The organism is Tateyamaria omphalii, assembly GCF_014651375.1.
GTDB classification, from domain to species: Bacteria; Pseudomonadota; Alphaproteobacteria; order Rhodobacterales; family Rhodobacteraceae; genus Tateyamaria; species Tateyamaria omphalii.
The window spans coordinates 15,992-30,630 of record NZ_BMWT01000003.1 but is presented as its reverse complement, the minus strand read 5'-3'; the positions used below and the strand labels follow the sequence as shown (position 1 = coordinate 30,630).

At 57.7% G+C, this 14,639-nt stretch carries 16 protein-coding genes; 3 read left to right on the top strand and 13 right to left on the bottom strand.

The annotated features are described in order from the left end of the window. Nucleotides 1-222: 222 nt before the first annotated feature. The 5 genes from IE087_RS10745 to IE087_RS10725 all read right to left on the bottom strand — a co-directional run bounded on the left by IE087_RS10745 (nt 223) and on the right by IE087_RS10725 (nt 3,766). Nucleotides 223-510: an amphi-Trp domain-containing protein gene (locus IE087_RS10745; protein WP_229801349.1), complete on the bottom strand. Its 288-nt coding sequence runs from the start codon at nt 508-510 to the stop codon at nt 223-225. A gap of 335 nt (nt 511-845) precedes the next feature. After that, nucleotides 846-1,313, bottom strand: a complete 468-nt coding sequence (gene nusB / locus IE087_RS10740; protein WP_189369354.1) for a transcription antitermination factor NusB — start codon at nt 1,311-1,313, stop codon at nt 846-848. Beyond that, nucleotides 1,310-1,855, bottom strand: a complete 546-nt coding sequence (locus IE087_RS10735; RefSeq protein ID WP_373296505.1) for a 6,7-dimethyl-8-ribityllumazine synthase — start codon at nt 1,853-1,855, stop codon at nt 1,310-1,312. The genes nusB and IE087_RS10735 overlap by 4 nt, the downstream gene beginning before the upstream one ends. Next, nucleotides 1,852-2,973: a 3,4-dihydroxy-2-butanone-4-phosphate synthase gene (ribB, locus tag IE087_RS10730; RefSeq protein WP_189369352.1), complete on the bottom strand. Its 1,122-nt coding sequence runs from the start codon at nt 2,971-2,973 to the stop codon at nt 1,852-1,854. Before ribB ends, IE087_RS10735 begins: the two co-directional genes overlap by 4 nt. A 205-nt stretch (nt 2,974-3,178) precedes the next feature. Beyond that, a complete protein-coding gene (locus IE087_RS10725; protein WP_189369351.1) occupies nt 3,179-3,766 on the bottom strand; it encodes a riboflavin synthase in 588 nt (195 codons plus the stop codon). A gap of 153 nt (nt 3,767-3,919) precedes the next feature. On the opposite strand from IE087_RS10725, the gene IE087_RS10720 reads away from it, so the two are divergent. The 3 genes from IE087_RS10720 to IE087_RS10710 all read left to right on the top strand — a co-directional run bounded on the left by IE087_RS10720 (nt 3,920) and on the right by IE087_RS10710 (nt 8,515). Continuing rightward, nucleotides 3,920-5,212 carry a capsule polysaccharide biogenesis protein gene (locus IE087_RS10720; protein WP_189369350.1) on the top strand — a complete coding sequence of 431 codons (1,293 nt, stop codon included), beginning with the start codon at nt 3,920-3,922 and terminating at the stop codon, nt 5,210-5,212. A 148-nt stretch (nt 5,213-5,360) separates the two neighbouring features. Beyond that, nucleotides 5,361-6,497, top strand: coding sequence for a polysaccharide biosynthesis/export family protein (locus IE087_RS10715; protein ID WP_189369349.1), 1,137 nt, complete (start codon nt 5,361-5,363; stop codon nt 6,495-6,497). A 5-nt stretch (nt 6,498-6,502) separates the two neighbouring features. Beyond that, nucleotides 6,503-8,515 carry a capsule polysaccharide biogenesis protein gene (locus IE087_RS10710; RefSeq protein ID WP_189369348.1) on the top strand — a complete coding sequence of 671 codons (2,013 nt, stop codon included), beginning with the start codon at nt 6,503-6,505 and terminating at the stop codon, nt 8,513-8,515. Here IE087_RS10710 and ribD read toward each other — a convergent pair. The 8 genes from ribD to rpoD all read right to left on the bottom strand — a co-directional run bounded on the left by ribD (nt 8,512) and on the right by rpoD (nt 14,617). Further along, entirely contained in the window at nt 8,512-9,609 is a 1,098-nt protein-coding gene (gene ribD, locus IE087_RS10705; protein WP_373296504.1) for a bifunctional diaminohydroxyphosphoribosylaminopyrimidine deaminase/5-amino-6-(5-phosphoribosylamino)uracil reductase RibD, read from the bottom strand. The two genes, IE087_RS10710 and ribD, sit on opposite strands and share 4 nt — an antisense overlap. Then, entirely contained in the window at nt 9,606-10,073 is a 468-nt protein-coding gene (gene nrdR / locus IE087_RS10700; protein WP_189369346.1) for a transcriptional regulator NrdR, read from the bottom strand. Before nrdR ends, ribD begins: the two co-directional genes overlap by 4 nt. Before the next feature lie 123 nt (nt 10,074-10,196). Further along, the gene (locus IE087_RS10695; protein ID WP_189369345.1) at nt 10,197-10,625 is read right to left on the bottom strand and encodes a hypothetical protein; all 429 of its coding nucleotides are present in this window, start codon (nt 10,623-10,625) and stop codon (nt 10,197-10,199) included. Nucleotides 10,626-10,734: 109 nt separating this feature from the next. Further along, entirely contained in the window at nt 10,735-11,139 is a 405-nt protein-coding gene (locus IE087_RS10690) for a secondary thiamine-phosphate synthase enzyme YjbQ (RefSeq protein ID WP_189369344.1), read from the bottom strand. Nucleotides 11,140-11,197: 58 nt separating this feature from the next. Further along, entirely contained in the window at nt 11,198-11,692 is a 495-nt protein-coding gene (locus tag IE087_RS10685; RefSeq protein ID WP_189369343.1) for a DUF4166 domain-containing protein, read from the bottom strand. Between the two features lie 56 nt (nt 11,693-11,748). Continuing rightward, nucleotides 11,749-12,204, bottom strand: coding sequence for a thiol-disulfide oxidoreductase DCC family protein (locus tag IE087_RS10680; protein ID WP_189369342.1), 456 nt, complete (start codon nt 12,202-12,204; stop codon nt 11,749-11,751). 75 nt (nt 12,205-12,279) lie between these two features. After that, entirely contained in the window at nt 12,280-12,549 is a 270-nt protein-coding gene (locus tag IE087_RS10675; protein ID WP_189369341.1) for an HlyU family transcriptional regulator, read from the bottom strand. Nucleotides 12,550-12,631: 82 nt separating this feature from the next. After that, on the bottom strand, nt 12,632-14,617 hold the full coding sequence (gene rpoD, locus IE087_RS10670; RefSeq protein ID WP_189369340.1) for an RNA polymerase sigma factor RpoD: 1,986 nt from the start codon (nt 14,615-14,617) through the stop codon (nt 12,632-12,634). Between the last annotated feature and the right edge of the window lie 22 nt (nt 14,618-14,639).

The window sequence follows — 14,639 nt, the reverse complement described above, 5'->3', positions numbered from 1 at the left end:
GGTGCTCCGAAACTGAGGTCCGGGTCGCGTTGTCGGCCAAAGCAAGCAAATTGTCCAGCAAACAGCACAGGTACCGCATCGAATGAGTAACATCATGCGGCATCCAGGCAGCAAGACAAGACAGCATAATCTGGCTGGTGCCCATCAAAAGGGTGAGCACCATATCAAGATCAGAACAAGTTGGTAAAATGCGCCCGAAAGAACGCTGATTGATGTGGCACCCTAACCCAACTCGACAGGCCCGGTTGGCCCATCATTGTCAAACCACTTCAGCTCGATCTCAAGGCTGTGTTGAAGGCCCTTGTTTCGCTTCTCCTCGTCCTCAACCTTCAACTCGAGTGTCATCTGGTCGGGCAGGTTTAGCACGATCTCGTCCTGACCTTTCCGCAAGGTCACCTCTGCCGTATCAAGGCGATCGGCGAGGCTGTGTAGGAAAGTCGCTATGTCGCTGCGGCTCTTTGTTTCCTTGCTGCTGAAAAGGGTAAATTCACGACCCATTATGAAATTCATCCTTTGCGTCTTTGGGCGGTTGAGAGGCGATGGGCGCACCACCCGCGAGCAATACAACTCGAAGGCGTGTTCCACTCGAAGTCGACTTGGGGATTGCAAAGTGACAGTTCAAGCGACGCGCGGTGCGACACATGCCGCGCCCACTTCAGCCAACGCCAACATGCTAATGAGTGTTTATTCGAATAAAGGGACTTGCCTCGATGGAGCAGACGTCAGACTGCGAACGCCCGCGTCCCGAAACTGAACCAGCCACAATCCGTTCGGGACACAGCAGAACGTCACCGAAAGACGGAAACCATCCTGTCAGTCAAAGTACTCGAATTCGAAAACCACCGTCAGAATGCTTCTGGCCGAGCCTCTCGCGCCATATGGTCAAGCACTGCGTTGACAAATTTCGGCTCTTTCCCATTTGGAAAAAAGGCCCGTGCGACGTCCACATATTCAACAATGACCACTTTTGGCGGTGTGCCTGAGTCTCGCAGCTCGGCACCCGCTGCGCGAAACAGGGCCCGCAGCGTTGGATCGATCCGCGCAATCGGCCATTTCGCAACCAAAGCCCGGTCGGTCATTTGGTCAATCGGGGCCTGATAGTTTACCGCATCATCCATGACGCGGGCAAAGTGGTCAGGATCACCCTCGGCCATCTCGTCCCCTTCGTAGGACGCGCCAAAGCGATGGTCCATAAACTCGACCTTGATCTGATCTACGGTCTGCGCCGTCTGCTCCATCTGGAACAGCGCTTGCACAGCATATAGCCGCGCGGCCGAGCGCATCTTGCGTTTCTGATTGCCCGAAAGGGTCATGCGGTGGTGGATCCTGTCTTGCCTGCCAGCTGATACTCGGTGGCCGGTTTGAACCCGACCCCCTTGCTGGAGCGGCCCCACTTACGGCTGAGCGCGATCAGGTGCAAGGCCGCTGCTGCAGCTCCACCACCTTTATTTTGAGCCGCAGGATCGGCGCGCACCTCGGCCTGCTCGGTGTTCTCGACCGTCAGGATGCCGTTGCCGATACAAAGGCCCTGCAAGCCCAGAAGTTGAATAGCGCGAGAACTGTCATTGCAGACCGTTTCGTAGTGCGTGGTTTCACCACGGATCACGCAGCCCAACGCCACGTAGCCATCGAAGTTGGAAAGGCGTTCGGCGATGCCAATAGCTGTTGGAATTTCAAGCGCTCCGGGCATCTCGACCAGATCCCAGGTGGCGCCGGCGGCTTCGATCTCGGTCTTTGCCCCAGCCACGAGGTTTTCCGCGATTTGCTTGTAGTAAGGGGACACGACGATCAACAACTTGGTTGGATCGTCAAAGCTGGGGCGGTCCAGCACGTGGTGGTCGATGGATGCCATCATTTCTCTCCGAGGATGGGGCGGGTGCCGACAATCTCAAGTCCGTAAGCGTCGATGCCCATATAGGTCGTACGCGGGCTGTCTGTCAGCAGGACCAGACGTGACAGACCCATGTTGGACAGCATCTGCGCGCCGAGTCCGGTGTTTTTCACAATGCGCGGCCCTGCCTCTTCGTCAGTAAAGAGCGATTTGCGCGGCTCGCGGAACAGGCAGACAACGCCCCGCCCCTCTGCCGCGATCAGCTCCATCGCACGCGGCAACTCACCAACCGGTTTGTCGCTAAGGCCCAGGATATCGGTCACTTCGGCCAACGCGTGGGTGCGCACCAACACGGGTTCGTCCGTCGTCAGATCCCCCTTGGACAGCGTGACATGTTCAATGCCATAGGTCTGGTCGGTGAAGATGCGCATGTCCCAATCACCGCCGTGTTGGGACGTGACCATGCGGCGGTCCGTTTCCACCACCAGGTTGTCGTGGCGACGACGGTAAGCGATGAGGTCGGAAATCGTACCTATCTTGAGCTTGTGCTTGGCCGCATAGTCGACGAGGTCAGGCAACCGCGCCATTGAGCCATCCTCGTTCATGATCTCGCAAATGACACTCGACGGATAGTGCCCTGCCAGGCGCGACACATCACAGCCCGCCTCCGTATGGCCCGCGCGGACCAAAACACCGCCCTTGCGCGCACGCAAGGGAAACACGTGGCCAGGGGTCGCCAAGTCGGCAGAGGTGGCTTGCGGGTTCACAAGCGTCGAAATTGTTAAAGCACGATCACCTGCGGAAATGCCCGTGCTGACACCTTCGCGCGCCTCGACCGACACGGTAAAGGCCGTTTCATGGCGAGAGGAGTTGTGCATGGCCATCATCGGCAAGCCCAAGTCGTCGATACGTTCAGCAGGCAAAGTCACGCAAATCAAACCACGCCCGTGGGTCGCCATGAAGTTCACGGCCGCCGCATCAGCAAAATTGGCGGGGATCACCAGATCACCTTCGTTTTCCCGGTCCTCGTGATCGACCAGGATAAACATCCGGCCCAACTTCGCATCTTCAATAATCTCTTCGATGGGCGAAATGGCGGCGGCAAGATCAGTCTCAACCGGGCCTGGGGTCTCAAAGCTCATGGGTCACCTGTGGCAGCGTTGTGGGCGACATAGAGGATCGGACGCGGCAATGCCAGTGTTGCCCGGCGCACAATTCCTGCGCGCCTGTTCGTTCGCGCAAAACCGTCCCTCAAGCCCTGGCTCACTTAGGAACCCCAACCTGTCGTGATGCGAGCACGCATGTCGACTGCGGAATGATGGTGTCAGGCGTAGCCTGTCCGCCGGATCAACCGGCCTCGGCCAGTCGCGCGACGTAACGGGCCAACGTATCGATCTCCAGGTTGACTGCATCACCGACGGCCACATCGCCCCAGGTTGTCACGTCCTTGGTATGAGGAATGAAGTTGATACCAAAGACGACGCCTTGCACCTCGTTCACCGTCAGAGACGTGCCATTCAGCGCGACGGACCCTTTCGGCGCAATAAAACGCGCCAGTTCATCGGGAGCGCGCAGCTGCACCCGCGTGCTGTCCCCGTCGTCAACGACGGACACCACTTCGGCAACGCCGTCGACATGCCCTGATACAATGTGCCCTCCCAGCTCATCGCCAACGCGCAGCGCTCTTTCCAAATTCACGCGGCGACCAACGGCCCAGCCCGACAGATTGGTTTTAGAGACGGTTTCGGCGCTGACCTGCACATCGTACCAGTCAGGACCAAGGTCAACGACAGTTAGACAGACACCATCCGAAGCAATGGATGCCCCCATATCAATACCGGACGTGTCATATGCTGTCTGGATGCGCACACGAAGGTCACCTTCCTGCCACAGGTCAGTGATGGTTCCAATATCGGTGACGATGCCCGTGAACATGATCGCTCTCCTTGCCGTTCTGACCCGAGGTAACTCTGCCCATCAGCAAGGGCAAGTGTCAGGCACGTTGCGGAATTTCGCCGATTGGGCCATAAATCTGCCCCAGTCAGGTGTTCATCATAGATCAAGACATTGCCGAGTATCAGGGACCAAATGACACTGCACGCTCCCGAAGACAGGGTGTTCCTGTTTCTACAGGGACCGCACGGGCCATTTTTCAATCGTCTTGGCGCAATGCTGCGGCGTGCAGGAGCGACTGTTTGGCGCGTCGGGTTCAATGCCGGTGATCAGGCGTTCTGGTTTCACAAAAACAGCTACATTCCCTTCACCCGCAGAACGTCGGATTGGCCAAGCATGTTTGCCGAATTGCTGGCTGACAAAGGCGTGACCGATATCGTCCTTTATGGCGACGTGCGCCCGATCCACGCGCAGGCGGTGGCCGAAGCCAAGCGGTGCGGCGTCACCGTACACGTCTTCGAGGAAGGCTACATGCGCCCCTACTGGATCACCTACGAACGCGGTGGTTCCAATGGTCATTCGCGGCTGATGGACATGTCCGTAACCAAGATGCAGGAAGCATTGGCTTTGTCAGATATGGAGGCCCCTTTGCCCCCCGGCACTTGGGGCGACATGCGCCAGCATATATTCTATGGCGCGCTCTATCATTGGTTTGTGATGTTTCGAAACGGACGTTATCGCAATTTCCAACCCCACCGCGCGCTAAGCGTAACACGCGAATTTCAGCTCTACCTCAAACGATTGCTTTTGATGCCGGTTCAGACGTTGGACCGAATGCAAGCAACTCTGCGCATCCGATATGGCGGCTTTCCCTATCACATCGCACTGCTCCAGCTTGAGCATGACAGCAGCTTTCAAGAACACTCTCCCTTCAACACAATGCCAGAATTTCTGGATCTCGTGATCCGTGGTTTTGCCGAAGGCGCCCTGTCGCACCATCACCTTGTTATCAAGGCGCATCCTTTGGAAGACGGTCGCACGCCTCTACGCAAGACTATTCGAACACTGGCGCGGGAACTTGGTCTCCAAGGGCGGGTTCACTTTGTGCGGGGTGGGAAGCTTGCGCAACTGCTGAACGACGCTCGAAGCGCGGTCACCGTGAATTCAACATCTGCACAACAGGTGCTGTGGCGCGGTATTCCACTCAAGGTCTTTGGCAAAGCCGTTTTTGCAAAACCTGAATTTGTAAGCGATCAACCCCTGCCCGCTTTCTTTGCCGGGGCAAGCAGACCCGACAACCGTGCATACCGCGATTATCGCCGCTACCTGCTGGAAACCAGCCAGATTCCAGGCGGCTACTACTCAGCGCGGGGGCGACGCCAGTTGCTGCGTCAGGTCGTCGACATGATGCTTTCACCGGACGATCCCTATGACGCGCTGGCATCCGGCACCGCGGCGCCAAGGCAACAGTTGCGGTTGGTGACCTGACCACCACTATCCCTATGGCTGGATTTTATCCCCAGACTCCGGTAGCTTGACGACAAGTCAGCGTCGGAGAACCGTCGCGATACACAAAATTTGGTGCGGACCAAACCGCATCCGAGGCAGAACAAAAATAGGTCGAGGAGACCGAGCAGTGATTTTCCTACCGTTCCGCTGGGCGCGCGTGGCTGCGTCATTGGCCCTTTTGGGGATTCTGGCATCTTGCGGTCTGCCGCAGATCGGTCCGAACAAACGTCAGATTTTCGCAGGCTCAGTTCAGCGTGAAGGCGACGCCTTTATCGTGTCCGTCAATGACCGGGTCACCGAGGCCACAGCCGTCACACCAGCACTGGGGTTTTCTGATGAGTTTCGGAACGCAGGCCTTTTGGGCTCAGACACGATCCGACCTGGGGACGTTCTGGGGCTGACCATCTGGGAGAACGTTGACGATGGCCTGTTGGCCGGAGAGTCAGTGAATTCCACTATCCTGGAAGAAGTGCAGGTTGACGGTGCCGGTTTCATTTTTGTCCCATATGCGGGCCGCATTCGGGCCGCGGGAAACACACCCGACGCCATTCGCAGAATTATCACCACAAAGCTCGAAGACCAAACACCTGACCCGCAGGTGCAGGTGCGGCGCGTGGCCGGTGACGGATCAACCGTGTCGCTGATCGGTTCCGTTGGTGCGCAGGGCGTCTATGCCATTGAACGTCCGACACGCACCCTTTCAACGATGCTTGCCCGCGCCGGTGGCGTCACTATTGTGCCAGAGATTGCGCGCGTCACGGTCATCCGGGGCGGCATGCGCAGCCAAGTGTGGTTTCAAGATATCTATGACCATCCAGAACTGGACATTGCCCTGCGTGGAGGAGACCGTGTTCTGGTCGAAGAAGACACCCGCGCCTTTACCGCACTGGGTGCAACCGGTGGACAGGCGCGCGTGCCATTTGAAAGCCAAAACCTGAGCGCACTTGAGGCAATTGCGCAAGTCGGTGGTTTGCAAACCAACACATCGGACCCGACGGGCATCTTCGTTTTCCGTAACGAGCCTGCCGCGGTTGCCAACGTTGTTCTGGGTCGTGATGATCTCGTGGGCGCACAGCGGTTGGTCTACGTACTGGATCTCACCCAGCCCAACGGCATGTTCCAAGCGCGGGACTTCGTGATCCGCGACGGCGACACGCTCTATGTGACCGAAGCGCCCTATACCCAGTTCGCCAAGATCATCACTTCGATCACCACGCCGGTCTCGAGCGTCAACACGCTTGCCGATGGTGTATCTGGCAACTGACCCGGATGCCTCGAGAAAACGCTTCTGCCGCCGGACCCAAAAAGGCCCGGCGGCTTTACGTGTATAATGGTGGCTTCCTTGGTCGTGGGCGCGTACGGCGCATTGTCGAGCTGGCTGGCTATGACATCACCCTGGGTTTGCCCGCCCCAGATGGGATGGTCGGTGTCTGGGGGAACTCTCCGACGGCGCACCGGGGTGAAACCGTGGCAGTGCGACGTGACGCAAATCTGGTAAGGGTCGAAGACGCGTTCTTGCGCTCCGTTTTACCCGGACGTGCTGGCAGCCCTCCGATCGGGCTTTTGATCGATCACAAAGGGGTGCATTTTGATCCGACAACCCCTTCTGATCTGGAAGAGATACTAGCAACCAATCCGCTGGACGACACCGCAATTCTGAATACCGCGCGCGGAGCGATGGCGCGGATGCAAGAAGCACATCTCACCAAATACACCGGCTTCGATCCCGAACTGCCAGTGCCCGATCCGGGATACGTCCTGGTGATTGATCAAACGCGCGGGGATGCATCCGTTACGGCATGCGGTGCCGACCGGAATCGGTTTCTGGAAATGCTGTTCGTCGCACAAGATGAGCATCCAGGCGCTCGCATCTTGATCAAGACCCATCCGGAAACCATTCAGGGCTTTCGCGAAGGATACTTTGACCCCGAAGACTGCAATGACCGTATTTCGTTAATGTCTGATCCGGTCAGCCCGTGGGCACTAATGGAAGGGGCGGTGGCCGTTTACACTGTATCATCCGGACTGGGGTTCGAAGCAATCATTGCAGGGCACAAACCGCGGGTATTTGGGCAACCCTTCTATGCAGGTTGGGGACTGACAGTTGACGAGTTTCCAGTACAGCGCCGACAGCGGGTGCTGACCCGTGCACAATTGTTTGCAGGTGCCATGATCCTGTACCCCAAATGGTACGACCCGCACCGCGATTGCCTGTGCGCCCTTACAACTGCAATGGAAGCGTTGGGAGCAGAGACGCGTGCGTGGCGGGCTGATCACAAGGGATGGGTCGCAAGCGGTATGCGTTTGTGGAAGCGGAAACCTCTGCAAAAGTTCTTCGGTCGCCACACGCCTGTCCAATTTCAAGACAACGCTGACCGGGCACGCGCGATGAACCGCCCTTGGATGGTGTGGGCCGGTCAAGCAGATACGAGACACGAAGGTGCCATTCGGGTCGAAGACGGATTTTTGCGGTCGCGCGGATTGGGTGCGGAACTGGTGCCGCCATTGTCTTTGGTCACCGACGACTTGGGGATTTACTATGATCCATCCTCGCCCAGCTGCTTGGAGCACTTGATCCGTGCACGTCGCACTTTACGCTCCGACCAAACCCAACGGGTCGAACGGTTGATAGGCGCGCTGACCGGGGGCGGTCTGAGCAAGTATAACATGGTTGGCGATCCACCCGACTTGCCCGCAGGGCGGCATGTGTTGGTTGTCGGCCAGGTCCAGGATGACGCATCCATCCGGTTGGGCGCCGGTTCGATTTCCACAAATCGAGCGCTGCTTGAAGCGGTGCGGAAAGCGCGGCCAAATGACATCCTGATCTATAAACCACACCCGGATGTGGAAGCAGGTCTTCGCCCGGGTGATCTCGAGGTCAATGACTTGGCCAATGCCGTTGCAAGGCATGTAAACATTGCCGCCCTTCTGGCGCAGGTGGACGAGGTGTGGACAATGACGTCGCTGACAGGCTTCGAAGCGCTGTTGCGTGGCGTACACGTCGTCACAACCGGAGCGCCCTTTTACGCCGGTTGGGGACTGACCGAAGACCTAGGAGACGTGCCGCCGCGCCGACGCGAAAATATCCCGTTGAACGGATTGGTGCACGCAACACTCATAGACTACCCGCGCTATTTCGACCCCGTAACGGGAACGGCATGCCCCGTCGAGGTTGTTGTCGAGCGTTTGCGTGACGGACCTTTGCCACGCCCGGGACCGGCCAACAGAATGCTGTCGAAGCTACAAGGCTTGTTGGCCAGTCGCGCTCACTTATGGCGCTAAACGCGCGTCCATGTGTGACAAATGTCCTCCCCGACCGGCGATACTGATTTCAGAGCATAACGTTGCGCGGCAGCAAGCGTCTCGACTCCCAGCGCCCCAATGTTTGGTAAGCCTTCCGCGCCGATGACGATGCCGGCAGTGAAACCGACAAGTTCGTCGACCAGGTCTGCTTCGATCAGTGATGCCGAAAGCGCCCCGCCGCCTTCACAGAATACACGAGTGAAACCGTGACCGCCGAGTTGCTGCAAGATGTCATGTGGATCCAGCTGGCTACCCGATGTGCCACAAGGCAGGAGAGTGGCCCCCAGATCGCGCCACGTGTCTTGAAGAACCGGATCAGCGTCGCGTCCGTGGCAAACAATAACGGGGATGTCTTTGGCCGTGCGTGCAAGCGTCGACAGAAGGGGTAAGTCCAACCGGCGTGACACCACGACGCGGGCGGGCTGCTGTACATCGCCAAACCCTCGCACGGTCAGCGACGGGTCGTCGTGCCGTGCCGTGCCGCCCCCGACCATAACGGCATCATGCCGAGCCCGCAGAGCATGAACTTGTCTGCGCGCCAAAGGACCAGTAATCCACTGGCTTTCGCCAGTGCCTGTCGCAATGCGACCATCGAAACTGCTGGCCAGCTTGAGGGTGACAAACGGGCGCCCCTGTTCAGTACGAAGAAAGAAGCCCACGTGATCCGCCTGTGCCTTAGCTTCGCATATGCCCATGGTCACATCGACACCCGCTTTGCGCAGGATTGCAATACCCGCGCCATCGACACGCGCATCGCTGTCCTGTGTGGCGATCACCACGCGCGAGATGCCCGCGTCGACCAAGGCGTTTGCGCAAGGTGGCGTCTGGCCGTGGTGTGCGCAAGGCTCCAAAGTCACATATGCCGTTGCCCCGCGTGCGGCATCACCCGCTTGCCCCAGAGCCACCGGTTCGGCATGCGGCCGACCGCCCGGTTGGGTCCACCCCCGACCGACAATGCGCCCATCTTTTACAACAACGCATCCCACCGCCGGATTTGGAGCCGTTCGCCCCATTCCACGCCGTCCCAGAGACAACGCAAGTGACATGAAACGGATGTCCTCCGCTTCGCTCACTCGTCTGAAGGGGCGTCTGGTCGCAGCTCAGCCACGAACTTGTCGAAATCGTCCGCGGCCTGGAAATTCTTGTAAACACTGGCAAATCGGACATATGCCACCGTATCGATACGGTTCAGTGCTTCCATCACGATTTCACCAATCTGCTTTGACTGAATATCGGTTTCACCCATGCTTTCCAGACGACGTACGATACCGGAAATCATCTGATCAATGCGTTCAGGATCAATGGGCCGTTTCTGCATCGAGATACGGATAGATCGTTCAAGCTTGTCACGGTCAAAGTCTTCGCGCTTGCCGTTGGACTTGATGACCACCAGATCGCGCAGTTGAACACGCTCATAAGTGGTAAACCGTCCACCACAAGCCGGACAGAAACGCCTGCGCCGGATCGATACGTGATCCTCTGCCGGTCGGCTGTCTTTCACCTGTGTGTCAATATTCCCGCAAAACGGACAGCGCATCGCCCATCCCCTTGTTCTAGTCCCGCCTGTAGTGGGGGTTTTCCCCCGTTCCGCGAAACTATAGGCGGTTGTCTAGGTTTTGGGTAGGGGGGAAATGACACCGCTACATAAGCGGTCCCTTCCCTAGCGCCGTACGAGTTGATCGTTTGACGTGCGCACCCGCAGGAATGGCAAATTGCGACAAAGGGCATAGGCATGGGCCATGGAAAATACCTTGCCCGAACGGCGCACGCCCTGGCCGACAGATGAAAACGCGTCGGAAACAGCTTGCGTGCTGAAAGTTACCCCCTTGCGACCAGATGCAGTCTGCGCGTCCCCGCGTCCTTCTGCAATGTACAAGTCGCCGCCACGCAACCCCAAAACGTTGCGCGCGTAGATTCCTGCCGCGCACCAAATTTGCGTCCCACCTGCGGCATCCGCCTCAATCACCTCGAACGTTGTGCCGTCGATCTGATTGACCGGAATAGTAAATCGCTCGCGGCGCACGAAATCCTGTGCATGTCCCAACGTTGGCAGCGTTATGGCGAAGGCAAGGGCGATAGGTTTGAACATCGGGTGTCTCCTTTGTTCAATGGATGTAGGCAGTGCAGGCTGAAATGAAAATCAACTTGCGGCGACATAGTCGTCATGAACGGGATCAAGTAAAAAAATGCTTTGTCCTTTACCCAAGATAGGCAGCGACCCGTCGATGGTGAGGGGTGTCGCGATGTTCGAACAGATAAATCCCCTGCCAGGTCCCCAATTGTGGCTGTCCGTTCTGAACCGGCACTTGCAGGCTGACGGGCAGCAGCGCTGCCTTGATATGTGCTGGCATGTCATCTGGCCCTTCGTAGGTGTGCGTCAAGTAAGACATCGAAGGGTGCGTACTGGGCGGCACGAGACGGGCAAAGAAGTTTTGCAAGTCGGTTTGCACCTCTGGGTCTGCATTTTCCTGGATGAGCAAAGAGCAGGATGTGTGTTGAACGAAGAGCGTAAGCAAGCCGTCTCCGCGGCACCAGTTCACGACGTCACGAGTAAACTCGTAGAGACCTTGTCCGCCTGTCTGGATTTGAAATGTGGTTTGCATAACGCCATCCTGCGCTGGGCTGGGATTGGTTGCAAACGCACATATGTGACTTAGGAGTTTAGCCTTGTTGACTCAGAGTTGACGTAGAGGACGGCACAAGCGTGCCGCTGTAGTCAATCACGCATCCAAGCCACCATACACGTGAAGATACGTAGAAGGTAATCTGCCCGGTCTTGTCCACCGTTTCGCGCCCGCCGCTTCCACGAAACAGGAAAGCTGGCATAGGAATGCCAAGCAGGTGTATCCCAGAGACGGGCATTTCAAGCCCGTCCTCGGTCACTGAGGGGCGCATGTGCACATCGAAGGGGCCGAACCGCTCTGCAACATCGGTGGGCGAGACTTGCCGGACAGTTGAGGACAGGGTGTGCCCGTCGAAATCGCGGTGCCACTGTTCCCCCTTGGCATCCGAGGTAATGGACATGCGCATGGGGCGGTTGGCCATCGGCGCAGGGAACCCTCCCATGCGGCATAAAATCCTGAACAACGCATTGCCCTGTTTTACGGTCACGGCGCCAACGTAGACGGCGTTGCGGTCACCGGAGTGAAACGCCACTAAGGGGCCGGGCAATTCCCGCGCCCGATTCCCCAACACCTTGAGTACAACCCCGGTCAGGTCCAGCCCTCTGCAACGAACCGCGACCGCACCCCCGCGTCAGGCATCATGCACGTATCGTAGCGACCGAAGATGGCATACCTGTTGCGCGCGATCAGATGGTAGAGAGGGTCCTTAACTGCCCTCGGTAGGAATCGGCAGGTCGACAACGCCTTCCAAGGCCAGTCTAGGCAGCTCATCGCGACGGCGAAGGCGTCGAGCCGTTGATACACCAGTCCGTCAACAATCACGAGGTTGGTTTCGAAGTCGTCCGTGGGCAGGTTCAGCGCAGTATAGAGGCGCGCGCCGAGAGGTGATTGCGCCAGCACGAAATCAAACCGTCGGTTTCGGTCGTGATGCAGCATGAACTTAAAAAACCCTGAACACAGTGCGCATTCGCCATCAAACACGATCACGTCGCGTTGGTTCAGATGGCACATCAGGTCGGGTGAGAGAGGGTTTGGGCGCGGCATTGGACTGTCCTTGACGTCCCAACGCTACGGGAAAAGGCAAGTGTTGGCACCGTGATCAAGTGACGCAATACGCATTCAGCGAAATAGCGCTTCGCCCTGTTCGTCGATGACCTGCTTGGCCTTGGCGATTGTCGCCTTGGTCGCGTCTTCGTGCGACGCTATGGTGTCTGCACGGATCAGGCTGTGGATCTTGGTTTCTCCGCCCAGTTCCTTCTCGATCCGGGCAGAGATACGGTATCCATCGGATTCTTTTTGCAACGTTGGGATGATGCTAAAGCCGTTATAGGTTTCGCCTTCCGGCTCCGCTGGTGCGCCGCCGCCAAACAGTTTTTTGAGAAGGGACATGGGCCAACTCCGTGTTTGTAATGCGCGGCAGTTGATGCAGGCGGTGACGTGGCGGCCACCGCCCGCGATATTTGAAAACGCGCTACTGGTCGAGGAAGCTGCGCAGTTTGCGGCTGCGGCTGGGGTGCTTCAGCTTGCGCAGGGCCTTGGCTTCGATCTGACGGATCCGTTCGCGGGTCACGCTGAACTGTTGCCCCACCTCTTCGAGGGTGTGGTCGGTGTTCATGCCAATACCGAAACGCATGCGCAGCACGCGTTCTTCGCGCGGTGTGAGCGAGGCAAGGACCCGTGTGGTGGTTTCCTTGAGGTTTTCCTGAATGGCACTGTCGAGCGGCAGCACGGCATTCTTGTCCTCGATGAAATCGCCAAGCTGACTGTCTTCCTCGTCCCCGATGGGGGTCTCAAGCGAAATCGGCTCTTTGGCGATTTTCATCACTTTGCGAACCTTCTCAAGCGGCATTTGCAGCTTTTCGGCCAGTTCTTCGGGGGTGGGTTCGCGCCCGATCTCGTGAAGCATCTGGCGGCCAGTGCGGACCAGTTTGTTGATCGTTTCGATCATGTGCACAGGGATACGAATGGTGCGTGCCTGATCCGCGATGGAGCGGGTGATCGCCTGCCGAATCCACCACGTGGCGTAGGTCGAGAACTTGTAGCCACGACGGTATTCGAACTTGTCGACTGCCTTCATAAGGCCAATGTTCCCTTCCTGGATCAGGTCAAGGAACTGCAGGCCGCGATTGGTGTATTTCTTGGCGATCGAGATCACGAGGCGTAGGTTTGCCTCGACCATCTCTTTCTTGGCCTGACGGGCTTCTTTTTCGCCCTTCTGAACCTGCTGCACAATGCGGCGGAATTCGGAAATGTCGAGGCCAACATATTGGCCCACTTGCGCCATGTCAGCACGCAATTCCTCGACCTTTTCGGCAGAGCGTTCAATGAACATCTGCCAACCGCGACCGGACTTTTCGCCCATCTCGTCCAGCCAGTTCGGATCGAGTTCGCGACCACGATAAGCGTCCACAAATTCCTTGCGGTTGATCCGTGCCTGGTCAGCCAGTTTCACGATGGAACTGTCGATCTGCATGATCCGGCGGTTAATGCCGTAGAGCTGGTCAATCAGCGCCTCGATCCGGTTGTTGTGCAGGTGCAGTTCATTCACCAGCAGAACAATCTCGGCCCGCAGCTTCTGATAGGTTTCTTCGTCGCCTTTACTGAACGAACCGTCTTCGTTCAGCGTTGCAGAGATCCGGCTGTCCTGCATTTCGGACAACAAGGAATAATCATGTGCAATGACTTCCAACGCTTCAAGCACTTGCGGCTTGAGCGCAGCCTCCATCGCGGCAAGCGACATGTTGGCCTGTTCGTCTTCGTCTTCGTCGTCGTCTTTGGCGATGGGGTTGCCGTCGGCATCAAGCTCTGGTCCTGCATCCGCCTTTTCCTCGGGCTTGGCACTGGTGTCGACAACAGGTTCGGAAACCTCTTCGCCGTCTTCGCCCATTTGGTTACCAAAGGTGGCTTCGAGGTCGATCACATCGCGCAGCAAAATCTCTTCGCTGAGAAGTTCGTCGCGCCAGATGGTGATTGCCTGAAAGGTCAGCGGGCTCTCGCAAAGCCCTGCGATCATCGTATTGCGACCGGCTTCGATCCGCTTGGCAATGGCGATCTCGCCTTCGCGGGACAGCAGTTCAACGCTACCCATCTCGCGCAGGTACATGCGCACGGGGTCATCGGTGCGATCGAGTTTTTCCTGACCGGTCGCGCCCAGCGTCAAGTCGCGGGTGCCTTCGGTGGTCGTGACCTCGGTCGAGCCTTTCTGCTCTTCCTCTTCGGCCTCTTCGTCCTCGATGATGTTGATGCCCATCTCGGACAACATCGACATCACATCTTCGATCTGCTCAGAGCTGACCTGATCAGGCGGCAGTACAGTATTGAGCTGATCATAGGTGATGTAGCCCTTCTCGCGGGCTTCGGAGATCATCTTTTTGACGGCTGCCTGGCTCATGTCCAGCGAGTGGGCGCCGTCCTGATCTTCGGTCTTCGCGTCTTCGTTCGTGTCTTTTGCGGCCATACTGGGCTCCTTTACCGGGGCT

What these genes read in the sequence shown, in the direction of transcription:
- IE087_RS10745 (WP_229801349.1), bottom strand. Translation starts at nt 510, where the DNA reads ATGAATTTCATAATGGGTCGTGAATTTACCCTTTTCAGCAGCAAGGAA.
- nusB (WP_189369354.1), bottom strand. Translation starts at nt 1,313, where the DNA reads ATGACCCTTTCGGGCAATCAGAAACGCAAGATGCGCTCGGCCGCGCGG.
- IE087_RS10735 (WP_373296505.1), bottom strand. Translation starts at nt 1,855, where the DNA reads ATGATGGCATCCATCGACCACCACGTGCTGGACCGCCCCAGCTTTGAC.
- ribB (WP_189369352.1), bottom strand. Translation starts at nt 2,973, where the DNA reads ATGAGCTTTGAGACCCCAGGCCCGGTTGAGACTGATCTTGCCGCCGCC.
- IE087_RS10725 (WP_189369351.1), bottom strand. Translation starts at nt 3,766, where the DNA reads ATGTTCACGGGCATCGTCACCGATATTGGAACCATCACTGACCTGTGG.
- IE087_RS10720 (WP_189369350.1), top strand. Translation starts at nt 3,920, where the DNA reads ATGACACTGCACGCTCCCGAAGACAGGGTGTTCCTGTTTCTACAGGGA.
- IE087_RS10710 (WP_189369348.1), top strand. Translation starts at nt 6,503, where the DNA reads ATGCCTCGAGAAAACGCTTCTGCCGCCGGACCCAAAAAGGCCCGGCGG.
- nrdR (WP_189369346.1), bottom strand. Translation starts at nt 10,073, where the DNA reads ATGCGCTGTCCGTTTTGCGGGAATATTGACACACAGGTGAAAGACAGC.
- IE087_RS10695 (WP_189369345.1), bottom strand. Translation starts at nt 10,625, where the DNA reads ATGTTCAAACCTATCGCCCTTGCCTTCGCCATAACGCTGCCAACGTTG.
- IE087_RS10690 (WP_189369344.1), bottom strand. Translation starts at nt 11,139, where the DNA reads ATGCAAACCACATTTCAAATCCAGACAGGCGGACAAGGTCTCTACGAG.
- IE087_RS10680 (WP_189369342.1), bottom strand. Translation starts at nt 12,204, where the DNA reads ATGCCGCGCCCAAACCCTCTCTCACCCGACCTGATGTGCCATCTGAAC.
- IE087_RS10675 (WP_189369341.1), bottom strand. Translation starts at nt 12,549, where the DNA reads ATGTCCCTTCTCAAAAAACTGTTTGGCGGCGGCGCACCAGCGGAGCCG.
- rpoD (WP_189369340.1), bottom strand. Translation starts at nt 14,617, where the DNA reads ATGGCCGCAAAAGACACGAACGAAGACGCGAAGACCGAAGATCAGGAC.